This is a genomic window from Dictyobacter vulcani, assembly GCF_008974265.1.
In the GTDB taxonomy this organism is placed as follows: Bacteria; Chloroflexota; Ktedonobacteria; order Ktedonobacterales; family Ktedonobacteraceae; genus Dictyobacter; species Dictyobacter vulcani.
In genome coordinates this window covers 572,792-596,929 of record NZ_BKZW01000002.1, presented here as the reverse complement: position 1 = coordinate 596,929, position 24,138 = coordinate 572,792, and the positions used below count along the sequence as shown (strand labels likewise).

Below are 24,138 nucleotides of genomic sequence, written 5' to 3'. Positions count from 1 at the left end.
CTATACCGAATACTCCCACGGCGCAAATAATTGCACAGCCAGTGTATTTCCACTACTATCTAAAGCCACACTGATACTACTATGAAAATCCGCCACCAGATAGTACAATGTACCATCTTTGCGTAACGCAACTGTATGACTATTAGCTTGGTAATATTTTGTGGTTGATGTAGTACTTCCATCTAGCACAACTACTGTATAATTACCAAAGGTAATCGTGTTCACCACTTTTGTTGTTGTTCCGACAGTAGTACTTACACGCTGAAGAACTCGGTTACCTGTACCATCATATAAAAATTGATCAGTGGCTTGAGTGCCATTTGGAGCAGTCCATGTAACTAAATGTTCTTCATTATCATAAGTCATCGTTGCACCCGTTTGAGATGCATCACAACTATGACTTACATCAACATCAACATTGCGGCAGGTCATATTACCAGCTGAGTCATAGCTAGCGTAAGTTTGAGGGATATTTCCCAATTTCACGGGAGCATGCGCTGGAAAATTTCCGTAGGTTACTGAACCTGCTGGTCCCTGAACAAAGCGATCTAAAGCATCGTAAGCAAAATTTTGTTGATATGTAGGAATTGTTGTGTTCGATGGAGCTAAACCACAATGATCACCTCCCACGGGGGTGCCACTACTGCCAGCCCACATTAGCCTGTTCAACCCATCATAACAGAAGGATTGCATATCCGTTTGCATGCTTCCATTTAGCTTTGGAAACTTTGTGCTTAAACTACTTATGTTTCCAATGTTATCATACGCCCATGATTGGTTCCAAAACACATTCCCATTCTTTGATGCATTTATAGACGTAGCACGTTGAGCTTTATCATAACCAAAGGATAATGTAAAAACAGGAGTAGGTGAGCTTGATTTTGAACCATTCCCTCCTATCATCAAGCTTGAAAGCTCACTGTTGTTGGTATATGAGCTTTGACTAACCAGAAAATCGACAGGATCCGTACTACTCGCATCGCCGAAATAAGATGACCGAAAGTAGCCATTATAATCATACTGTGAAGTAATCGTTTCCCCATCAGGGTATACCAGGCTTATCAAATGTCCCGCATTGTCATATGACATATGAACAGTTTGGACTGTTGTTTGGCCGTCAGCAGTGACAGATAAACCACTCATAATTTGTTGGCCGCGCTCATCAAACCCTTGACACCGAGATCCGCTACCTGCACCATTACTAAAGGTTTCTGCAACTAACTGACCAGTGGAATAAAAAGTGGATGAACCTTTCGAAGAGGCACAATTGGATGGAAATGTGACATTTGAGTTACTATTATTGTCAAAACTATCGTAAAAGAAGGTGTTATAGGCACTACTGCTACATGGATTAACTGCCGTAGATGTGGTACCTTTGCACAGTGTGCGATTGAGAACATCATAACCAATGTAGGTGCTCTGCCCGCGCGGGTCCTTCTGGCTGAGCAGATTGCCATCAGCATCATAGTTGTATACCCAACCCGAACCCGAGTCATCATCATTCATGCCCACTTTTCGCCCAACCCCATCATAGGTCGCGTTTTGTGAGGCTTTCAGGGTGGACGTAGCATCGTAGGTCAGGGTCGCGTAGAGATTGCCCACCACATCGCGATCATAGCGGATCGTTCTCAGTACCGTGTAGGGCGCCCCATTCCCCTTAAACACCTGGGTATAACGCTGCCGCCCAATCGCATCGGTGTAGCTGACCGCTTGATGATGGTAGGCATCCAGCGTCGTGGTCCGTTCAAACGGTAACGTGGTATTCTGGGTGAAACTGGGCAGTCCCTGCGCCACGGTATAGGCGACGCTGCTGGACAGTACGATCGTCGAGGCATCCTGATAGGTCGCACTCCCCAGTGGGCGTCCCAGGCCATCAATTGGTCACGGTCCGTGCCTGCGCCAGATTCGGCGCTATATAGCCCGTACCAGCCAGCGAGGAAATGGCATAGGGCAAGCTCTTGGTGGTGGCACGGCCCATGTTGTCATAGAGAGTATAGGTGATCAGGGTCGACGGAATCTTCGGCACCTTGGACCACAAATTCGGGCCCGGTGCTTTGGTTTCCACTACCCGTCCTTGCCCATCAAACCATTGCTGGGTGGTGACGGTTTGCGTGCCCCCACTCACCTGACGGGTCGTGGTATCCAGTTCCAGACAGGGGCTGGTCGTTCCCTGCGTACAGGTATTTTTGTAGCTGTAGCTCACCGTCGGACTGGTGATGCTATCACCAGGAGCGGCAACCGCAGTCACCCGACCCAGCACATCATACTGATAGGCTGTGGTCTGGCCATTGGCATCTTTGGTCGCCAGCACCCAGTGCCCATAGCCCCCGCCTGCTGTGCTATTATAGTCAGCAGTCACCAGCTGATTCTTGGCATTGTAGGCCCTGGTCAGATGCGTGCCAAAACCATCATAGGTCGCACAGGCGGTATAGGTATTCGAACCGCTGGTACAGCCTTGATGATTATCGGGATCCAGTGTCGCCGTTGGTGTACCCGAGGCGTCATAGACGGTCTGATTCACAATCAAGGAACCAGGCGCCAGACAGCCATCATTGGCATCACTATAGCCCGTATGGTCTTCGGACTGCGTCACATCCGGCAACGATGGTGCCACGGTAAAACTACTATTGCCCCCATAGAAATTGACGTGACAGCCATACTGCGTTCCTGCCCCATCTTGGGTGGTCGTCTTGGCAGGCAGATTGGTCAGATAAACAGAGCCCACATGATCATTGGGATAATAGGTACTCTTGGAAATGTAGTGATTTCCATTGACATCATTGGCGGTCACATCCACCTGATTGACGTTACCATAGTCATAGCCGGCCGTCTGATCGGGACCCTGGTTGTCACTATCATAGGTATAGGCCGTCGTCTTATGCACGACATTGCTATTGGTGGTAAAGCCATTCTGGTCCGTCACTCCATCTACCTGATAGCTATCGGTCTGCGTCATCTGCGGATCACACACCACCACCGGATTGTTACGATCCAACTGGCTGGTGAAAAACTGCGTCCCGACGTCATAGGCGCCACCCGCAGCTCCCGTGTTATGACCCACTCCAGGAGGAGGACACATCGTAAAGTAATGAGAAGTCTGCGCCGTCAGCAGTTTGCCGTCGCTGCCAAAGTTTAAGGTCTCTTTTTCCCGACCAGCCAGGCCAGGATCTTGTGCCCAATAGGGGGCCAGACAACAATGATTCGTGCCAACGGGATACTGATAGCTACAGGTAATGCTACTGGTGGCAAGACCCACCCCATTGGTCGAATAAAAGAAATGTTGTTGCGACGTGTTATCCGGCTGCGTCACCTGCACCGTGTCAAAACTGGTAAACTGCAGATTATAGTAGTCGGCATAGTCTGCATCATTGACATTGCCCCAGGTATAGCCATAGATACAGTTATTACACCACGTACCACTCAACTGGTTGAGATAATATTGATACTGCCAGAGAGAAGAAACGCCATTGGTCACCGCTGTGCGCGAAAAAACCACCATGCGGCTCCAACTGCGATCATCAGCCTGTCCACACAGATTCGTCTGGGTTTGATTGGACGAATTACAGGTCAGGGCATTATTGGCAGTCCCGCCATCGGTGCCATGGGTATTGCCATGGGCTTCGGCCCAGGTAATGGTCTCGTTCCAGCCACGCCCATTATCAAAGGTGTTGATGAAGTACTTATTATAGGTCTGCGCCCAGAGCCAGCAGGTTCCATCACCATACCGCGGGATCCAACTCGGACCACAGTTCGCGGCAGGTTGCGCATGGTGATTAGCATCCGAGGCCTCATAATGCTCAGTTCTTTGACTTGATTCACACATATGCAGGGTAGGAAATCAACCGCACTATGAGCCGCTCGTGACCAGAAAGAAGATAAAAAAGGCGGTAAAGACACACATTCCGTGCTTTACCACCCTTTCCTGGTTTTTTTCCATGCCACAGAACGCCAAAAGGTACAAATTGTCACGTAATTACGACACAGAATTGGTCATTTACAATTGTGTGGGGATATGGTGTCTCACGTGATCGATTAAGTCATCCATATCCTCATAAATATTACTAAACGTGATTGAAGCTTGATTGACACGGTAAAATATGTAACGTTTTCTCTTCCCAAGCGCTGGCACTTCCAAAAATCTTCGTACCTCATTCCATTGAATAATTACCTCCGCCTTTTTTTGGGAAATCATTAAAAGCCCTTCTGTACAAACAAGGCAAGATATGGGAACCCGTTGAGTAAGCATATATCGGATAAACATAAAGAAAACACACCCAAGTAAACCCATAAAGGCACCAAAAAGAGTCATCTGAAGGTCCCATTCAATATTCACAATCTGATGCTCAATGAATTGATAGAAGAAAATAGCAAATCCAATGAGAACAAACAGCGCTGTACAGATTACAAGCGTCAGTAAAAAATAATTTATGAGATTAATATAGCGCTTCCATTTTGGCTGTAGATTGTAGAGTACAAGAGGTTGACCAACGTCATGCTGTTCTGCCAGTTGATACATTCTCCTGGGAAATTCGACTTCCAGACTTGATTCCATGAAGATTCTCCTCATTACTAAAGGTAATACATTCGGTTCTTTAAGTAAGCATGCTTACTTACTATATATAGCGAACCCAGAGGGTAGAACCCCATTATCTGGTGGTTCTGATCAAAGGTCATGAGACAGCTTCCTTTCTTTCTCTTGCTTCAATTTGAGGAGGATGAGATAGTACTTGGATGGCTCCCCTTGCTTGTTCACGTGGTCTCATATATACCCAATTGAAACGGCTCCAGGTGTCAATTCGCATGACAACATTTGCGTGTTAAGGATACCAGACGTTCTCTGATAGTTCCATTCAAACGCTCAATGTAAGCCAGATTGATTTGTATTCCTCCTGATGCAAGCGTGTCTAAATGCCAATTTCATCACATCAAACAAACTCTCAGAATGTTTCTTGAATTGGATTTGTATAGAGCATATTATGCTATTTTGCATAATATGCTCTATTAGTTTTAGTAAGTATCTCCTCCATCATGGAACTAAATCTCATCAGCCAAAAGATGGAGAATCTCAATACAGGCAGATTTTAAGTAACAGGAATACAAACTCCTTCTCACGACTACCTATATAATTCATCTACGAACAAGCGCTCTCTCCTTTACCATACTGCGTACACCAGCCATTTATATCCATAGCTTGTTGACTTTGAACATTAGCTAGCATCATATTTCCTGCCATCATTACACTGTGGGCAACCACTCTTCCACCATCAACCAATGCTGCTGCAGCATAATTGCTTGCTAATTCGAATAATGCACCAGGTATTCCTTCTGCTATTACACCTACTGCCCTCAACACAGCCAGCCCAACCCCCTTAAGCCACGATGCACCAGCCATAAAAGCATTGTATGTGCTGAGCACCCCATTCGCAACAGCAAGAGCTCCATGTAGGCTTGCTGTTAAAGCAGATGCAATAGCAGCAAAGGCTGGATTAGCACCAGATAGGATATTCGTCGCCTCAGCTAAAGCACTAATCCCATCTAATATTGCTGCTATCACAGGTGGTAAATTGAAGTCTCTTATATTTTTTATAATTGCATACACATCTAGTAATACCAGTGCGATACCTCCTCCAATTACTAATCCAAAAGCTCCGTATACGATAGGATTCAGCTTATCAGCTCTTGCTTGATTTTTCGCTTGTGTATTGTCAGGGTTAGGGAGACATGTATCACCTTGTGCATGAGTACCAGATCCACATGAGTGTCCACCACCCCCCCTGTGGTCTCAGCCTTACAACCACTATGACACTGCCCATCTCCTCCTGTAGATGCCCCTCCTCCCGAAGAGCCGCCTCCGCCACCACATAAGGCCATATTATGGCAGGCATCATCGCCACCGCCGACACCAGGCTGTGTTGGCTCAGGTGCTGGTGGTTGCCCAGGTGTTCCAGGACCAGGAACTCCGACACAATCACCATCAGGACCACACCGACCATGACCTGTTGGATCCGTAAACGTCTCGGGGCTCCCCTTGACATAGGCATAGGCATCCAGACCGGTGCCATTGGTTTCGACCGTATCCGCACTGGTAAAGCGGCCACTGGTCGCGTCATAATAGCGTGCGCCATAGTACAACAGGCCACTGGTGCTATCGCGGCGCTGACCCGTATAGTTGTAGGGCGTGGTCATGCTGCCATCGCTGTAGCGGGTGCCCCAAAGGGAGCGAATAGTTGTACGGCCTGCACGGAACCATCAGCTTTGAGCACAATACTGGTGCTGCCCAGCATATCGGGTAACAGATAGGAGAGCACCCCATCCTTTTTCATGGCCACCCGTTGTCCACCCACACTGTAGTATTTGGTGGTTGAGGTAACACCGTTGGTGGTGGTGACATCGGTAGTCCCATCAAAGGTAATGGTGTCTGTTTTCGTGGTGTTTCCTGCCAGCGTGGAACTGGAGTGCTGGAAAACGCGCTGACCACTATTGTCATAGAGATACTGGTCGCTGGCCGTGGTCCCGCTGGGTGCCGTCCAGGTCTCTAGCCGACCTTCGTTGTCGTAGGTCAGCTGCGCACCGGTCTGCGAGGCATCACAGGCGTGAGCCGTGGTCGTATCGACGTTGCGACAGGTCATATTGCCCATGGCATCGTAGCTGGCATATTGACCGGGAACAGTACTCAGCGTCAAGGCCCCATGCACCGGGGCGAAGCCATAGGTTTCCGTGCCCGATGGACCCGACGTGAGGCGATCCAGCGCATCATAACTGTAGGACTGCTGATACGTCGAGAGCGTCGTGCCTGCCGGTGCCAGTCCACAGTGATCTCCACCGCTGGGTGCGCCGGTATTGCCGGACCAGACCAGACGATTGAGACTGTCATAACAGAAGGATTGTACATCTTTCTGCGTGCCACCCATGGTGGTGGGCAGGGTGGTGGTGACCCCGAGCACATTGCCCACATTATCATAGGTACGGTTCTGGTTCCAGAACGTGCCCCCCGCATTCGTCGCACTACTACTCACGGGGCGCTGAATCCCATCATAGCCCATCGTAGTCGAGAACACTGGCGCTGGCATACTGGACTTGGCCGCCGAACCTCCAAAAGCAAGCCCTGCCACCTGACCGCTATTGGTATAGCTGACCTGTCCGACCAGGAAGTTCACGGGATCCGTACTCACTGACGTTCCAAAAAACGCGGAGCGTGAGTAGCCATTGCTATCATACTGGGCGGTAACGGTTTCCCCATCGGGATAAACCACGCTGGTCGGCTGACCCGCATCATTGTAGCTCATGTTCATCGTCTGCGTGATGGTCTGTCCATCGCCGTTGACGGTCAAGCCACTCTGATCGATGCGCCCCCGCTCATCATAGCCCTTACAGCGCGAGCCGGCACCGGCGACGCCACTGAAGGTTTCAGCGGTCATGGCCCCGATCGGATCGGAGGCATAGGAACCACTGGGAGCCGTACACGTAGTGGGGAAGGTCACACCAGGATTGCTATTTTTGTCATAGCTATCATAGAAAAAGGTCGAAGTGGCACTACTCGTACAGGGATTAACGGCTGCCGAGGTCGTACCTTTACACAACGGACGGTTGAGCACATCATAGCTGATGTACATGCTCTTGCTCCGTGGATCCGTCTGGCTGATGGGATTGCTATTTTGATCATAGCTAAACACCCAGTTGGAACCCGAGTCACTATCGGTCATCCCCACTTTGCGCCCGACACCATCATAGCTCGCACTCTGCGAGGCTTGCTGGGCGGTGCTGGCATCGTAGGTCAGGGTCGCATAAAGATTGCCGACCACGTCGCGATCATAGCGGATCGTTCTCAGCACCGTGTAAGGTGCACCATTCCCCTTAAACACCTGGGTATAACGCTGTCGGCCAATCGCATCGGTGTAGCTCACCGCTTGATGATTGTAGGCATCCAGCGTCGTGGTCCGCTCAAACGGGAGCGTGGTACTTTGGTTGAAACTGGGCAGTCCCTGCGCGACGGTATAGGCGACGCTGCTGGACAGCACGATCGTCGAGGCATCCTGATAGGTCGCACTCCCCAGTGGGCGTCCCAGGCCATCATAGTTGGTCACGGTCCGTGCCTGCGCCAGATTCGGCGCAATATAGCCCGTACCGGCCAGCGAGGAAATGGCATAGGGCAGGCTCTTCGTGGTGGCACGACCCATGTTGTCATAAAGGGTATAGGTGATCACGGTCGACGGAATCTTCGGCACCTTGGACCACAAATTCGGGCCCGGTGCTTTGGTTTCCACCACGCGTCCTTGTCCATCAAACCATTGCTGGGTGGTGACGGTTTGCGTCCCTCCACTCACCTGACGGGTGGTGGTGTCCAATTCCAGACAGGGATTGGTCGCTCCCTGCGTACAGGTGTTTTTGTAGCTGTAGCTCACCGTCGGACTGGTGATGCTATCACCAGGTGCGGCAACCGCCGTCACCCGACCCAGCACATCATACTGATAGGCTGTGGTCTGGCCATTGGCATCTTTGGTCGCCAGCACCCAGTGACCATAGCCGCCAGCAGCCGTGCTATCATTGGTCGCGGTCACCAGCTGATTCTTGGCATTATAGGCCTTGGTCAGATGCGTGCCAAAACCATCATAGGTGGCACAGGCGGTATAGGTATTCGAGTTACAACCCTTGTGACTATCAGGATCCAGCGTCGCCGTTGGCATGCCCGAGGCGTCATAGACCGTCTGGTTCACTACCATCGAGCCCGGTGCGTTACAGCCATTGCTGGGATCGCTATAGCCCGTATGATCTTCGGTGCGCGTCACATCTGGCAGCGATGGTGCCGTATTAAACGCGCTACTGCCGCCATAGAAGTTGGCATGACAGCCATACTGCGTCCCCGAGGCATCCTGCGTGGTCGTCAAAGCTGGCAGATTGGTCAGATAGACAGAACCCACGTGATCATTGGGATAATAGGTACTCTTGGAGATGTAGTGTTCGTTATTGACATCATTGGCGGTAACATCCACCTGGTTAACGTTACCATAGTCATACCCGGCCGTCTGATCGGGACCTTGATTGTCCCCATCATAGGTATACGCCGTCGTTTTATGCACAACATTGCTATTGGTGGTAAAGCCATTCTGGTCCGTCACCCCATCCACCTGATAGCTATCCGTCTGGTTCATCTGCGGATCACAGACCACCACCGGATTGTTGCGATCCAGCTGGCTGGTAAAAAACTGCGTCCCGACGTCATAGGCTCCACCCACAGCTCCGGTATTATGACCCACCCCGGGAGGAGGACACATCGTAAAGGAGTGGGAGGTCTGCGCCGTTAGCAGCTTGCCATCGCTGCCAAAGTTTAAGGTCTCTTTTTCCCGACCAGCCAGACCCGGATCCGGTGACCAATAGGGAGCCAGACCACAATGATTCGTGCCAATGGGATACTGATAGCTACAGGTAATGCTACTACTGGCAAGACCTACCCCATTGGTCGAATAAAAGAAATGTTGCTGCGACGTGTTATCTGGCTGCGTCACCTGCACCGTGTCAAAACTGGTAAACTGCAGATTATAGTAGTCGGCATAATCCGAGTCGTTGACATTACCCCAGGTATAGCCATAGGTACATTCGTTACACCACGTGCCAGTCAACTGATTGAGATAATATTGATACTGCCACAGTGAGGACACGCCATTGGTCACCGCTGTGCGTGAAAAGACCACCATGCGGCTCCAACTACGATCATCAGCCTGGGCACACTTCGCATTCGTGGTCATGAGAGGGTTACAGGTCAACGCATTATTGACAGCACCCACGTTATTCGTTCCATGGGTATTGCCATGGGCTTCGGCCCAGTTAATGGTCTCGTTCCAGCCACGACCATTATCAAAGGTGTTGATGAAGTACTTATTGTATGTCTGCGCCCAGAGCCAGCAGGTACCATCACCATAGCGAGGCGTCCAACTCGGCCCACAATTAGACGCGGGTTGTGCATGATGAAGGTCATCCGACGCCTCATAATGCTCGGAATGGGACTCATAGCCGATATTGATCTCTGGACCCTTCAAAGAGGGATTATTATCCGTGCCCGCTTCCTGAATGCGGCGTAACAACAGATATCCAGCCGCACTTTCATTGAGACCACTTAGTGGATCGAGAATGGTCGTCGGAGGTTTCTGGTCATAAGACAGGTCATATTGATGGAGCACATGTCCCAGGGATTGGACCTGAATATTATTGAGAACATAGTCATTAAAGGCTTTCGGGGATGGCAAGCCATTCGAAGCCGACAGATCAACAGGAGCATCACAACGAGTATAGGCGCTCCAGTTGTTACATCCCCCGGTGGTATTCAAGATCCGATCAGCCGCATAGGTGGCATTCAACGCAATCCTGATCAACGGATTCCAGGAGCTACAACCCAGCGTCACCGCATTTGTCGCGTACGAGGTGTTATGACAGGTGATATCGTTATACTCGATAAACGAAATCGCCGAATCACGCACATCAGTATTGGGGCGATCCTGTTGATAATGCACACGAATCTGGTTCCCAAAGCGATCCACCAGGAGATTCAGATCCCAGCGATAGGGATGAAAGGCACCCTGTGCATCAGTCGCCGATTGGCGCGACTCGTTGGTGCAGCCAAACTCTTCAATCATGCCATTGGGCAACCAGACGTGCCAGCAAGGTTGATTATTAAAATTGACCTGCACAATCTTGGCATGGCTCTCAGGGGCCGAATGCCACACGGTACTGGTAATATCGGTGGACGTGGTCCCATAATCCTGCGGGATTAACTGTCCGCCAATGCCATTGGCATCATTGATCGACCACACATTTTCCCGTTTGTTCGTCGAGTCAGGCGTGACATTGAGCTGGCTCCAGGTAATTGAACCCAGACTCAAACTCCAGCCTTCACCCACCCAGGGGGCGGTTCCCTGTGCATTGTGGCTCTCACTAACCGAACCACTAGAATAGGAGAGTTTCAAATTCGGAGCAAATCCACCAGGTCCGGGTGGCACACTAATCGGATAACTATAGTCCAGAGCACCAGAACTTAAGCCCACATCGACATTCTGTGGGGTGCCCCAGCTGGCCTGCGGTGCCTGCGTACTAAAGGAAATCGTACTACTTGCAGCGGCCGCCACCATCTGTGGGTTGCTGACCGGAGGCGTTGCGGTCGCCGTTGGCGTAGGTGCGGTTCTGGTTCCAGAATGTGCTCCCCACGCATTATTAAGGGCTGTCTATAACAAAAAATGAATTTGCTATTTTATTTATAATATAATTTCCATCCTCACCACACCTGGCGCAAAGAACCCCTTCAGGATGACATGATTACGCTTCTTCCCACTCCTCCTCATCGTCATCATTGTCCCACTTCTCCCAATCCTTAGAATAGAATTTATGCTTCGAGGTCAATAGACCATTAGATCGCGTCACTTGATCCCAATCCACGAGAGCATCATCGAATAAGGTGCCTTCTACCATCGTCTGATCGAAGGAAGCCTTCGTAAGATTAGCTCCTCGTAAATCAGCTCCTCGTAAATCAGCTTGTTGGAAATCGACTTTCCTCAAATCCATCTCTCTCATTAGCGCTCCACGCAGATTGATCTCGCACAGATAAGCACCACGAAGTTTGAGATGCATCAAATCAAGACCATTGCGAGCTTCTACTATGTTTGTTTTCGATAAATCGGCCCATCGGAAATCAGCACCGGTCAGATCAGCACCGGCAACATTGACATCATAAAGATTACATTCACTTGCGTGTATCCCTGTAAGATTCGCACCACGGAGGTCCGAATAGTCAAGAGTAGCTTTGCGTAACGTCGCCTTGCGTAAATCAGCAGCACACAGCTTCGCATCATTCATTATAGCACCCACAAGAAACGCGCCTTGCAAATTGGCAGAACTCATATTCACACAACTACACATGCCATCAAATAAATCAGCATTGCGCAGATCAGCCCCCACAAAAGACGATTCAGCTAAGAACGCACAGCTAAGGGAAGCACCCACTAAACAAGCCTCATCAAAATTGGCCAGCGTAAGATCCATGTAATGAAATATGGACCCCGAGCCATTCACACGTTGGAATTCTCGCGTCCTCGTTTCACCACCTGAGAAATCAGTCGCTCGTAAATCCGGCAGAATGTGTGGATAGTATTCACGCCATTCATCCCAAAGCTTATGCTCAAAAAACAACCGAACATGTTCTGGATTAGCCATTATAGGTACTCCCTTCATACACACACAACGATGTTCCTCACCGAGAAGAATCACGAACCTGTTTCTCCTTCATTCCATTTCTGGATGTCTCGCCAACGTTGGCGTGGATTTGTAGGCCACCCCCTCTTTTGTGGTATTGTATGCAAGGTCAAGAGATCATCAGATCGCGTTGTCGTATCCCAATCGAGCAACGCTCCATCCAGGAGCGCTCCAGCAATCATCGTCTGATCAAAAATGGCGGCAGTCAAGTTGGCGCCTCGTAGATCCGCTCCTCGTAAATCCGTACGTTGGAAATAGACTTTTTGTAAATCCATCTCGCGCATGACGGCTCCCCGCAAATTCAACTCGTTCAAATTCGTGTAGCTCAAGTGTATCTGGGTAAGATCATGTCCACTTTGCGTTTCCAATATATTCACTCTTCGTATATCAGCCCCTTTCAAGTCAGCACCAGTGAGATCAGCGCCAGCAACATTGGCACCCACAAGCAGCAATTCACATGCTCGCGCTCCTGCAAGCGTTGCCCCTCGAAGGTCAGCGAAACGCACGTCAGCTTTCCTGAGGTAGGTCTTCTGCAGATCAGCCGCACTCAACTGTGCATACCCCATCTTTGTATTCGCCAACCATGCTTCCCGCAGGTTGGCATAAGACATATTCACCCCTCGACAACTTGCAAAGGAAAGATCCACCTGACGCATATCAGCAAAAGCAAAAGAGGCATTGCAGAGTTGTGCCGAATTGAGGAACGCATGGGTAAAGATGCCTCTTTCAAAATTCATCTCTGCCAGATCCATATAGCTCAGATCGGCTTCTGACCAATCGACCTGTTGTACATTTCTGCCATCCATGTGATCAAAAGACGATATATCGCTCGCACGTAAATCTGGCACGATGTCTGGGAAGCGCAAACGCCACTCCTTCCACTGCTGCGGGTCACGAAATAACTGCAGATGCTCTGAATTAGCCATCCAGTTGCCCTTTCCATTTCATTCAAACAGGTTACTACTATGTATCATGGAATTATCTCTGTGCGAAGGCAGCAAACAGGCAAGCCGTTTACAAAAAGATATCTTTCTACATTCGACTTACCTTTGTACATGTTTATCTTTCAACCTCAAATAAATATAACATCAAGGTTGATACTGTTGCAATTTTCCAGCAGGGTTAAGGTACCAAAAGATCGTGGTGACTTTCGCTCCATCTACCTTTTCTGATAATTTTTCACTCCAAATTGGTATGAAGTCTTGACAATCAGGGCAAGGTGCTTGGTCACTCACAATATTAACAGTATAAGACGGTAATAGAGCAGAATTATCTTTTTTAGCTTTTTTAACTATGTTATCTAATTGACCACTAGCCCAATCAACTAATTGCTGCTCTGAATGACCATTCCGGTCGGTCCCTTGAATTCCTCCTGATGGCCATATCTGACCATTTGATCCAATAATTATTCCTTTACCCATAGTAGGAATTTTCGTCAATTTCGCCGGATTCGCCGCATCATCCTTAGCAATTCTCTCTTTAGTCTGTGGCCTATCCAAGAAAGCATTATGTGCATTAGCTACATCATTAGCCACACCAATCACATTAGAAGGTGCATTTCCAGTAATTGGTGTATCTATTGTTTTTAAATGATTACTCCTACTATTAGGCGTGTTACTATCAGATCCTGTTGGAAACACAAATGGCGCAAACCAGTTGAATATATTCCATGCTAGAATAACCAGGGCAGCAGCCGCGATAACCGCGTATACAGGTATCGATGATGATAAATTTGTTTGTGGCTTAGGCTCTGGCCACCCCCCCTCACAGTCAAAACAAGAATCATTTTTTGCCCGCCAATGCCCACTAGGGTCTGTAAATGTCTCAGGACTACCATGAACATAAGCATAAGCATCTTGACCACTGTCATTAGTCTCAACATTATCCGCGACAGTAAAACGCCCACTGACTGCATCATAATACCGTGAGTTGTAATACAATAACCCTGTTTGTGTATCGAGGCGCTGGCCGGTATAGTTGTAGGGCGTGGTCATGCTGCCATCGCTGTAGCGGGTGCCACCAAAGGGGGCAAACAGTTGCACGGCCTGCACGCTGCCATCAGCTTTGAGCGCGATACTGGTACTGCCCAGCATATCAGGTAACAGATAGGAGAGCACCCCATCTTTCTTCATGGCCACGCGTTGCCCACCCACGCTGTAGTATTTGGTGGTTGAGGTGACCCCGTTGGTGGTGGTGACATCGGTAGCCCCATCAAAGGTGATGGTATCTGTCTTGGAAGTGTTGCCTGCCAGCGTGGAACTGGAGTGCTGGAAGACGCGCTGCCCACTATTGTCATAGAGATACTGATCACTGGCCGTGGTGCCACTAGGTGCCGTCCAGGTTTCCAGACGACCTTCGTTGTCGTAGGTCAGCTGCGCACCGGTCTGGGAGGCATCACAGGCGTGAGCCGTGGTGGTATCAACGTTGCGACAGGTCATATTGCCCATGGCATCATAGCTGGCATACTGACCGGGAACAGTACTCAGCGTCAAGGCACCATGCACCGGGGCGAAGCCATAGGTTTCCGTGCCGGATGGACCCGACGTTAAGCGATCCAGCGCATCATAAGTGTAGGCTTGCTGATAGGTGGCAAGCGTCGTGCCTGCCGGGGCCAGTCCACAGTGATCTTCACCGCTGGGTGCGCCGGTATTACCCGACCAGACCAGACGATTGAGACTGTCATAACAGAAGGATTGTACATCTTTCTGCGTGCCACCCGTGGTGGTGGGCAGGGTGGTGGTAACCCCGAGCACATTGCCCACATTATCATAGGTGCGGTTCTGGTTCCAGAACGTGCCCCCCGCATTCGTCGCACTACTACTCACGGGTCGCTGAATCCCATCATAGCCCATCGTAGTCGAGAACACTGGCGCTGGCACACTGGACTTGGCCGCCGAACCTCCAAAAGCAAGCCCTGCCACCTGACCGCTATTGGTATAGCTGACCTGGCCAACCAGGAAGTTCACGGGATCCGTACTCGCCGGCGTCCCAAAGAACGCGGAGCGTGAGTAGCCATTGCTATCATACTGGGCGGTGACGGTTTCCCCATCGGGATAAACCACGCTGGTCGGCTGACCCGCATCATTGTAGCTCATGTTCATCGTCTGCGTGATGGTCTGTCCATCGCCGTTGACGGTCAAGCCACTCTGATCGATGCGCCCCCGCTCATCATAGCCCTTACAGCGCGAGCCGGAACCGGCGACGCCACTGAAGGTTTCAGCGGTCATGGCCCCGATCGGATCGGAGGCATAGGAACCACTGGGAGCCGTACACGTAGTGGGGAAGGTCACACCAGGATTGCTATTTTTGTCATAGCTATCATAAAAGAAAGTCGAGGTGGCACTCGCCGTACAGGGATTAACGGCGGCCGAGGTGGTACCTTTACACAATGGACGATTGAGCACATCATAGTTGATGTACACACTCTTGCTCCGTGGATCCGTCTGGCTGACAGGATTGCTATTTTGATCATAGCTAAAGACCCAGCCGGAACCAGAGTCACTATCATCCATGCCAATCTTGCGACCCACGCCATCATAGGTCGCATGCTGTGAGGCTTGCAGAGTGGTAGTGGCATCGTAGGTCAAGGTCGCATAGACATTTCCTACCACATCGCGATCATAACGGATCGTTCTTAGCACCGTGTAGGGCGCCCCATTCCCCTTAAACACCTGATTGTAGCGCTGCCGCCCAATCGCATCGGTGTAGCTGACCGCTTGATGATTGTAGGCATCCAGCGTCGTGGTCCGCTCAAACGGGAGCGTGGTATTCTGGGTGAAACTAGGGAGACCCTGTGCCACGGTATAGGCGATGCTGGTGGAGAGCTTGATCGTGTTCGCATCCTGATAGGTGACACTGCCCAGCGGGCGTCCCAATCCATCATAGTTGGTCACGGTCCGTGCCTGCGCCAGATTCGGCGCTATATAGCCCGTACCGGCCAGCGAGGAAATGGCATAGGGCAGGCTCTTCGTGGTGGCACGACCCATGGTGTCATAAAGGGTATAGGTGATCACGGTCGACGGAATCTTCGGCACCTTGGACCACAGATTCGGGCCGGGTGCTTTGGTTTCCACCACCCGTCCTTGCCCATCAAACCATTGCTGGGTGGTGACGGTTTGCGTCCCTCCACTCACCTGACGGGTGGTGGTATCCAGTTCCAGACAGGGATTGGTCGCTCCCTGCGTACAGGTGTTTTTGTAGCTGTAGCTCACCGTTGGACTGGTGATAGCATCGCCAGGCGCGGCGATCGCGGTCACCCGACCCAGCACATCCTCTGGCAACCCTTAAAAGCTCTAGATATCTCTGCTATCACCGATACACTACGGGATATAGGCTCCTCTACCATCGTCAAAGCGCAAGCCTATACCTATGCTGGTGAGACCGATAAAGGAGTCAAATATGCCATCCGCGGTCTAGAAATGGCCCGGCAATATCAATCCAAACGGCATATTTCCCGCATCCAGGGCATGTATGACCGACTTTCCGTGACACCACCTAGACGCAGTGCCACAATGAAAGAGCTCCACGCCGCACTAGTATAAAATTAAATACGAGAGGAAGCCGTTCTAGTTGTGTTGCAGTGAGATCCACACGGTTCTCTCCCAACATCTGTGGAAGATAAATAGGGCCATGGAGCTTTTCCACCGCATCAGAATCTGCAAGTTGAGAGGACGGGATGTGACTTTTGAAATAGTTTATGGGCACTGGATTCATTCATACCTTTACTTGATCAGGCTTCCATGTGAGGTCACCTGTAAAAAAATGCTTACGCATAGACAAATACTTCTTTTTATATTGGAGAAGATGCCTTAGATATAAGAGCATCTTCTCCAATGCGACATGAATTTCATAACGATGGATACGCTGTAAAGACGTTGTACTTAAAGTACTTAAGACAGTCGTTACTTTTCGTTGGAATAGGATACTTTTCCTCTATATGTAACGTACCTGATATCTCAAATAAACGTCTTTATGCTATACTTTTATGAAATACTTCTTCAGAAGAGCAATTTCCTCTGGTGCAAGTGAAAAAAATCCAATACCGCATAAAACACTCTCTGCTTCAAAGAACGTGACACGATCTACGCTGATACATGATGAAGGATTCAAGGAAGAGTCGAACACAATATACACAGCATCGTTTTTCAACAAAAGAGAGAATTCATGCTTTTCATCCCAGATACCTATATACTCTCCTTCCCAGGTAATGGCAGATATCTCAATAATTGGCAATCCAATTTTCTCTGGCACAAGTTCATATCCAGTTGGCAGGTTGGCCAACATGGAACTTCCAGGTAAAGTCAACGTTACGTCGTATAAGATTCCTGTTGATTGTTCTATACTAATCTCAAGGAGTGAACGATGAAAATCTCCTATCCGCCAGAGGTACGGTACAGTATCATACGATCTGAATGATAATGGTACATAGGGATCGACAACGAGTTCACCTGTACTAATTGGGGCTATCCCAATAATTTTTAACATGGATTCTCCTCTCATCCATTTTGAGTATCGGGTCCTTCCGTAACTAATGTTTGTATACTGCATGCTTAATAACAGGCAACAATCCATCTTCCCGTGGAGCAGAGAACACAAGTTCCCAATTATCAATCTTTATCATGTCATTATATACAATACCTTGATCAGCTGCGGCTTCTACAGCAGAATGGAAACTTTTAAGCATGAATTGGGTTAAAAGCTTTGTTTCCTCTGGGGTAAGGCCTCTCTTTAGTGCGTACTTTAGTGCAAATTCTGCCATGTTTTTAGTTCCATTGCCGTTAGCCCAAAATTTTCCAGCTTCCGTAGTTAGTTCAAAAGATCTCGGTATTACTGTTCCTTCCCAAACAGGCTGTGTTGCTTTGATTGAATCCCAAACAGTACCAGTAAGCGCTCCTGCTCCTTCCATGGCTACTTCACCACCCAGTACTCCTTCCCCACCACCAAAAATCATACCAACCATGAGAAGATTGTTAGCGCCATGCAGGATGCCGCCAACAATATCCCCTTTTTGCATTTTATCGATGCCTAGCGCAGATGCAGTTACTTTCTTGATCCTATCGATTGCACTTGCCGAACCGGGATCATACAGTTTTCCTCCAAAATGATAGACATCGGTTCTTCCTACATACGCCGAGGTGATAGGGCCATAAGTGGGGTAGTAGAGAGAGGTTCCCCACCATTGAGTTATAGAAGGATCAACGGCACTTTGGGTCTCAAAGGTTGATGCTGTTCCTTTAGACCAGTCAATAGTGGTCTGCTCGCCTCCACCCCAATCTATTCGATGGCCAGTTGGGTCAGTCGCTGTTTCTGGATTTCCTTGGGTATAGGCGTAGGCATCAAGACCAGTGCCATTCGTTTCAACGCTATCCGCGCTGGTAAAGCGGCCACTGGTTGTATCATAATAGCGGGCATTATAGTACAACAAGCCACTACTCGTATCGAGACGTTGGCCCGTATAGTTGTAGGGCGTGGTCATGCTGCCATCGCTATAGCGGGTGCCACCAAAGGGAGCGAATAGTTGTACGGCCTGCACGGAACCATCAGTTTTGAGCGCGATACTGGTGCTACCCAGCATGTCTGGTAACAGATAGGAGAGCACGCCATCCTTCTTCATGGCCACCCGTTGCCCACCCGCATTGTAGTATTTAGTGGTTGAGGTGACCCCATTGGTGGTAGTGACATCGGTCACCCCATCAAAGGTGATGGTGTCCGTCTTCGTGGTCGTGCCTGCCAACGTGGAACTGGAGTGCTGGAAGACGCGCTGCCCACTGTTGTCATAGAGATACTGATCGCTGGCCGTCGTGCCACTGGGTGCAGTCCAGGTTTCCAGACGACCTTCGTTATCATAGGTCAACTGCGCACCAATCTGCGAGGCATCGCAGGCGTGAGCGGTAGTGGTATCGACGTTGCGACAGGTCATATTGCCCATGACATCATAGCTGGCATATTGACCGGGAACAGTACTCAGCGTCAAGGCACCATGCACCGGGGCGAAGCCATAGGTTTCCGTGCCCGATGGACCTGACGTTAAGCGATCCAGCGCATCATAAGTGTAGGCTTGCTGATAGGTGGCAAGCGTCGTGCCTGCCGGTGCCAACCCACAGTGATCTCCACCACTGGGTGCGCCGGTATTGCCGGACCAGACCAGACGATTGAGACTGTCATAACAGAAGGATTGCACATCTTTCTGCGTGCCACCCGTCGTGGTGGGCAGGGTGGTGGTGACACCAAGCACATTGCCCACATTATCATAGGTGCGGTTCTGGTTCCAGAACGTGCCCCCCGCATTCGTCGCACTGCTATTCACGGGACGCTGAATCCCATCATAGCCCATGGTGGTCGAGAACACTGGCGTTGGCACACTGGATTTCGCGGCCGAGCCGCCAAAAGCAAGCCCTGCCACCTGTCCAGTATTGGTATAACTCACCTGGCCCACCAGGAAATTCACCGGATCAGTACTCGCTGGCGTCCCAAAGTAGGCCGAACGTGCGTAGCCATTGCTATCATACTGGGCGGTGACAGTTTCGCCATCCGGATAGACGACGCTGGTTGGCTGACCTGCATCGTTAACAGCCAAAGTTAATCGACTGCTTTGGCCTGCAATAACGCAAAGTAACGTATAAACATTTGATGGCGAAAAAGATAACCATATCCAATACGGAACAGTAGCTTGCGTTTAACCTGAACATCCAAAAAAGCTCGATAACGCCAGGGAAAACATCCCGAACGCCAGAAGCAGAAATGGAGAAGCCAGTATTCGAGGAAGGAGCCTCCACCCATTGATAGCCAGAAACACAATCCTACAAAAATTCCTGGATAGAGACCTTGATAGACACCAATAACACCAAGGCTTATCACTTCATATGCACCCAAAAGTATAACAATGAAGAGACCAGCAATAGTGGCACGTCGCCCAGCCTGCGTAACCCAATCACAGGCAGGAAGAATATATTTATCAAGGAACCCATTAATTGTATCAACGACGTAAGCCAGTACAAACAATGCCAATAAGTAAAGCAGTATCCAAATCCATGAGTTGGATATGTGTAGTACTAAAGTTAGCGCTCCTATTTTCCCGATAACGAGCCAAAGCCAGTTGAGGCGTAAGAAACTCTTTTCACTATCCACACCTATTAGAGGGCGTCGAAAAAAAAGAATGACGACAATGAACAGCCACATACAGAGCACAAAGAGATTCCAGCCTTTTAAGAGATCAGTAAGCATAAATAAACCAGCAAACAATGTCATGAGTGATACCAACAAACGATACCACACCAACCATCGTGTGGAAGGTAGCCAACGCGGCAATAGATGTTCTAGATGAATTCCAATAATCTGATCTTGCCAGAGATGGCTAGCTAACCAAGAAAGCCAGCGACTCGCATCTAGGTTTGTTTGCATTTTATCTCTTCTCTGAGGCTCTAACTGGCTCTGAACATATATAGCAACAAGGTTCTGAAGCAGTTCCGCTTGATCACCACCCCTAATATCAGGTTCCATTGACCCTTGATAAAGTTGGGAGAGCATCACTAATGGCAACGGTCGATGTACCAAAGCATAAAGACTAGGATCAGATTCCAAAGCCCTTTTCATTGCTGCTTGATCGCAACGCGCATGATATATATACACATCAATTTGCTCATCCGTTAATGGTTGAATCTGGACAACGCTATGTGGCTGTGTAGACAAAGATAATTGGATATGCTCATAATCCGTATTACGACAACAAAACACGAGCGATATATTTCGATGCATTTCCTGATAGGTATTGATAGCATTAAAACACACATCTTGGAGTTCCTCACATATGGTGTCAAACCCATCAAGTATCAGCAGAAATTCACCTGCCTTAAACTCCCCTGTAGGGTAGAGTACCTTCCATTCTTCAGCTAACCATTTTTCCAATGGCTCGCACTTTTTGGCCCAGGATGACAAATGAAACATTATGGGAATCGGCATCTGAGTATCCTGCTGCGCTCGCTGCCATAAGTCCCGCAACAATTCCAGCAGCACAGTCGTTTTTCCCGAACCTTCATCTCCGATAATCACAAGACTATTCCGACTTGCATCATAGACATCGATCAACTGTGAACCTATAACAGGCAAACATCGAAGTGGTGTCTGTGCATCATCCACAGTCCAAGATAGCAACGATAAAGAAATAGACGGGTTCTCATCTATAGAAGGCTCTAGGACACCTTTCAGCCAGGTATCACGTATTTGCGCAAGTAACCGCTGCCTTCTTTTTACTTGTAGAAACATCAATTCATTCTCTCACATATCGCTATTTGAGCCATAATCAGCTTACATGAATACAGCAAATTTAACATTACTCCATACTAAAAGTACAGGCAAATAACTTACAAGTCACTTGCCTGTATTCCGCTAAGTCTTTGCGAACAAGACTAATAAGCTAATACATTTATGCATTAGCAATCAGTGAATTAGCACGGTTGATAATTGGCTGATACACGTTATCAGTTATCGAATTGACTGCATCAACTCCAGGCTGAAAATTTACTGTCGATAGTGAAAAGTAGCTCAAAACATTGTTTATGCCAGAGAGTACACCAACAACGTCACTTGCTGTGCGTTTTGAAAATGACATAATATCCTGCGTCTTTTCTATTTCAGAGTTAAACTGATCCATGAAAGTTTTGCTAGAAGTAAGTTGTGCGGCATAAATAGCGAACACACCCGCTAGTGCACTACCTTCAACGCCTATCGAATAGAGAGACGTTCCCAACACAATGGCCAGTGTAGGAGATATATTGGTAACTACACCTGCAAGTTTTTCCCCTATCACTCCAAATGATTTTAGAAGGTCAATAAACTTTGTTTTGAAAGACTCCAATTCACCATCTCCTAAAGCTAAATTGACTATAAGTTGGCCTAGAGTCATTAATGAGTAGCCAATAGCAAAAAGCGTTGCACTAGTTACAACAGCTATACCTTTTGCCTTGAGGATTTTTGCTGGCGACACCTTCATATCTGAGTCAGAGGTTTGTGTCGTCTGACCACCTCCTCTTGTAGAGCCACCTCCTCCTGTAGAGCCACCTCCTCCTGTAGAACCACCTCCTCCACACAGGGCCATATTGTGGCAGGCATCATCGCTACCACCGACCCCAGGATCACCACCACCCCCATTACCACCGCCACTGCCAGAATCACCACCACTAGATGGTGGATCAGACTTGGGTGTGCCAACGTCACACGCATCTGCAGACAAACATGGGCCATGACCCGTTGGATCCGTAAACGTCTCGGGGCTCCCCTTGACATAGGCATAGGCATCCAGACCGGTGCCATTGGTTTCGACCGTATCCGCACTGGTAAAGCGGCCACTGGTCGCGTCATAATAGCGTGCGCCATAGTACAACAGGCCACTGGTGCTATCGAGGCGTTGGCCGGTATAGTTGTAGGGCGTGGTCATGCTGCCATCGCTGTAGCGAGTGCCACCAAAGGGAGCAAACAGCTGTACAGCCTGCACGCTGCCATCAGCTTTAAGCGCGATACTGGTGCTGCCCAGCATATCGGGTAACAGGTAGGAGAGCACGCCATCTTTCTTCATGGCCACGCGTTGTCCACCCACACTATAGTATTTGGTAGTCGAAGTAACCCCATTGGTAGTGGTGACATCCGTAGCCCCATCAAAGGTGATGGTGTCCGTCTTCGTGGTATTACCTGCCAGCGTGGAACTGGAGTGCTGGAAGACGCGCTGCCCACTGTTATCATAGAGATACTGATCGCTGGCCGTCGTGCCACTAGGTGCCGTCCAGGTTTCCAGACGACCTTCGTTGTCGTAGGTCAGCTGCGCACCGGTCTGGGAGGCATCACAGGCGTGAGCCGTGGTGGTATCAACGTTGCGACAGGTCATATTGCCCATGGCATCATAGCTGGCATATTGACCGGGAACGGTACTCAGCGTCAAGGCACCATGCACCGGGGCGAAGCCATAGGTTTCCGTGCCCGATGGACCCGACGTGAGACGATCGAGTTCGTCATAGGTATAGGCTTGCTGATAGGCACCTACTGTTGTGCCGTTGGGCGCCAGGCCAAATTCCTCTGGGGCCATTATAGATATAGTTACTAATTTTCCCAGTATTTAGCACCTTGAGAGTTTACTAAATAGCTAAGCCATTCAGCAAAACTTTGAGCGATTATAGGCCAAGTACTTACTTCATATCCTACATCACTACCAATAATAACGCACTCATTAGTTTCTTCCGGATGACAAGTATTAATAATAAGAAAATCAGCATCACCCAATGATTCAGCAAAAACGAGATAATCATTTGGCAGAGAACTATACAATTTATGCCATTGCTCATTTTTAGTAATTAAATCTTTTGTTCCATACAAATAAAAACCCCATTGACCATACTGAACGTCTTTGTAAAGAACTGCACCATTGGATACGGACAAAAATTGCTTATAAGATGGGGGAATATACCACCGAGATTCCAAGTCTGCAATCTCAGGCTCTTTTGCGGGCAATGTAAAACTAAAATAGGCATCCCAGCTATCCCCTTCTTCATCAAGAACTCTGATACAAGAGTGTTCATTCAACCTCTCTTTGATCATATTAATCTCTGTAAGAGTATCATAAACATTCCCCATATTCATCTCCTGTTCTAAAGCGATCACTGGTTGCAGTGCTCGCAAAGCAATCTTATAAAAAGCATAAGAATGGAAGTAATGATCACATAATGCTCTTGGAGCTCTAAATACTTCCATTGCATCTAAGTTCCTTTGCTTAGATAATATTGGCTCTCCGTCCTTCCCTTGGAAGGACGGAGAGAAGGGCTGCAAGGGCTTGATCATGCCTCCACCATGCTCGCATTCCGTCAGGGCTACCACCCTTACATTCCACTTTCCACAAAAGAATGGAGGGCCATGATA

Annotated in this window: 14 protein-coding genes; all 14 read right to left on the bottom strand. The window is 49.0% G+C overall.

The genetic code is table 11. The features are described from left to right. On the bottom strand, positions 1–1,794 hold the full coding sequence (locus tag KDW_RS20275; RefSeq protein WP_151757777.1) for an RHS repeat domain-containing protein: 1,794 nt from the start codon (positions 1,792–1,794) through the stop codon (positions 1–3). 79 nt (positions 1,795–1,873) lie between these two features. Next, positions 1,874–3,823, bottom strand: coding sequence for an RHS repeat domain-containing protein (locus tag KDW_RS20270; RefSeq protein ID WP_151757776.1), 1,950 nt, complete (start codon positions 3,821–3,823; stop codon positions 1,874–1,876). Between the two features lie 171 nt (positions 3,824–3,994). Continuing rightward, complete coding sequence (locus KDW_RS20265) at positions 3,995–4,552, bottom strand: hypothetical protein (protein WP_151757775.1); 558 nt, start codon at positions 4,550–4,552, stop codon at positions 3,995–3,997. A 579-nt stretch (positions 4,553–5,131) separates the two neighbouring features. Next, positions 5,132–5,599 carry a hypothetical protein gene (locus KDW_RS20260; RefSeq protein WP_151757774.1) on the bottom strand — a complete coding sequence of 156 codons (468 nt, stop codon included), beginning with the start codon at positions 5,597–5,599 and terminating at the stop codon, positions 5,132–5,134. Between the two features lie 65 nt (positions 5,600–5,664). Beyond that, complete coding sequence (locus KDW_RS20255; protein WP_151757773.1) at positions 5,665–6,186, bottom strand: RHS repeat-associated core domain-containing protein; 522 nt, start codon at positions 6,184–6,186, stop codon at positions 5,665–5,667. Next, a complete protein-coding gene (locus KDW_RS20250; RefSeq protein ID WP_151757772.1) occupies positions 6,183–11,120 on the bottom strand; it encodes an RHS repeat domain-containing protein in 4,938 nt (1,645 codons plus the stop codon). The genes KDW_RS20255 and KDW_RS20250 overlap by 4 nt, the downstream gene beginning before the upstream one ends. Positions 11,121–11,304: 184 nt before the next feature. After that, positions 11,305–12,198 carry a pentapeptide repeat-containing protein gene (locus tag KDW_RS20245; protein WP_162005435.1) on the bottom strand — a complete coding sequence of 298 codons (894 nt, stop codon included), beginning with the start codon at positions 12,196–12,198 and terminating at the stop codon, positions 11,305–11,307. A gap of 50 nt (positions 12,199–12,248) precedes the next feature. Then, a complete protein-coding gene (locus tag KDW_RS20240; RefSeq protein WP_151757770.1) occupies positions 12,249–13,163 on the bottom strand; it encodes a pentapeptide repeat-containing protein in 915 nt (304 codons plus the stop codon). A 162-nt stretch (positions 13,164–13,325) separates the two neighbouring features. Next, positions 13,326–16,517: an RHS repeat-associated core domain-containing protein gene (locus KDW_RS20235; RefSeq protein ID WP_151757769.1), complete on the bottom strand. Its 3,192-nt coding sequence runs from the start codon at positions 16,515–16,517 to the stop codon at positions 13,326–13,328. A gap of 694 nt (positions 16,518–17,211) precedes the next feature. Further along, positions 17,212–17,721, bottom strand: coding sequence for a hypothetical protein (locus tag KDW_RS20230; RefSeq protein WP_151757763.1), 510 nt, complete (start codon positions 17,719–17,721; stop codon positions 17,212–17,214). 43 nt (positions 17,722–17,764) lie between these two features. After that, positions 17,765–19,813 (bottom strand): RHS repeat-associated core domain-containing protein, encoded by a 2,049-nt coding sequence (locus KDW_RS20225; protein WP_151757768.1) that lies wholly within the window; start codon positions 19,811–19,813, stop codon positions 17,765–17,767. Between the two features lie 2 nt (positions 19,814–19,815). After that, positions 19,816–21,498: an NACHT domain-containing protein gene (locus KDW_RS20220; protein WP_151757767.1), complete on the bottom strand. Its 1,683-nt coding sequence runs from the start codon at positions 21,496–21,498 to the stop codon at positions 19,816–19,818. Positions 21,499–21,658: 160 nt separating this feature from the next. Then, on the bottom strand, positions 21,659–23,311 hold the full coding sequence (locus KDW_RS35140) for an RHS repeat-associated core domain-containing protein (RefSeq protein WP_151757766.1): 1,653 nt from the start codon (positions 23,309–23,311) through the stop codon (positions 21,659–21,661). Between the two features lie 14 nt (positions 23,312–23,325). Beyond that, positions 23,326–24,096: an SMI1/KNR4 family protein gene (locus KDW_RS20210; protein ID WP_151757765.1), complete on the bottom strand. Its 771-nt coding sequence runs from the start codon at positions 24,094–24,096 to the stop codon at positions 23,326–23,328. Positions 24,097–24,138 lie beyond the last annotated feature (42 nt).

Coding starts and splice junctions, on each gene's coding strand:
- KDW_RS20240 (WP_151757770.1), bottom strand. CDS start 13,163: ATGGCTAATTCAGAGCATCTGCAGTTATTTCGTGACCCGCAGCAGTGG.
- KDW_RS20220 (WP_151757767.1), bottom strand. CDS start 21,498: ATGTTTCTACAAGTAAAAAGAAGGCAGCGGTTACTTGCGCAAATACGT.
- KDW_RS20250 (WP_151757772.1), bottom strand. CDS start 11,120: ATGGTGGCGGCCGCTGCAAGTAGTACGATTTCCTTTAGTACGCAGGCA.
- KDW_RS20245 (WP_162005435.1), bottom strand. CDS start 12,198: ATGGCTAATCCAGAACATGTTCGGTTGTTTTTTGAGCATAAGCTTTGG.
- KDW_RS20270 (WP_151757776.1), bottom strand. CDS start 3,823: ATGTGTGAATCAAGTCAAAGAACTGAGCATTATGAGGCCTCGGATGCT.
- KDW_RS20255 (WP_151757773.1), bottom strand. CDS start 6,186: ATGACCACGCCCTACAACTATACGGGTCAGCGCCGCGATAGCACCAGT.
- KDW_RS20230 (WP_151757763.1), bottom strand. CDS start 17,721: ATGTTAAAAATTATTGGGATAGCCCCAATTAGTACAGGTGAACTCGTT.
- KDW_RS35140 (WP_151757766.1), bottom strand. CDS start 23,311: ATGGCCCCAGAGGAATTTGGCCTGGCGCCCAACGGCACAACAGTAGGT.
- KDW_RS20265 (WP_151757775.1), bottom strand. CDS start 4,552: ATGGAATCAAGTCTGGAAGTCGAATTTCCCAGGAGAATGTATCAACTG.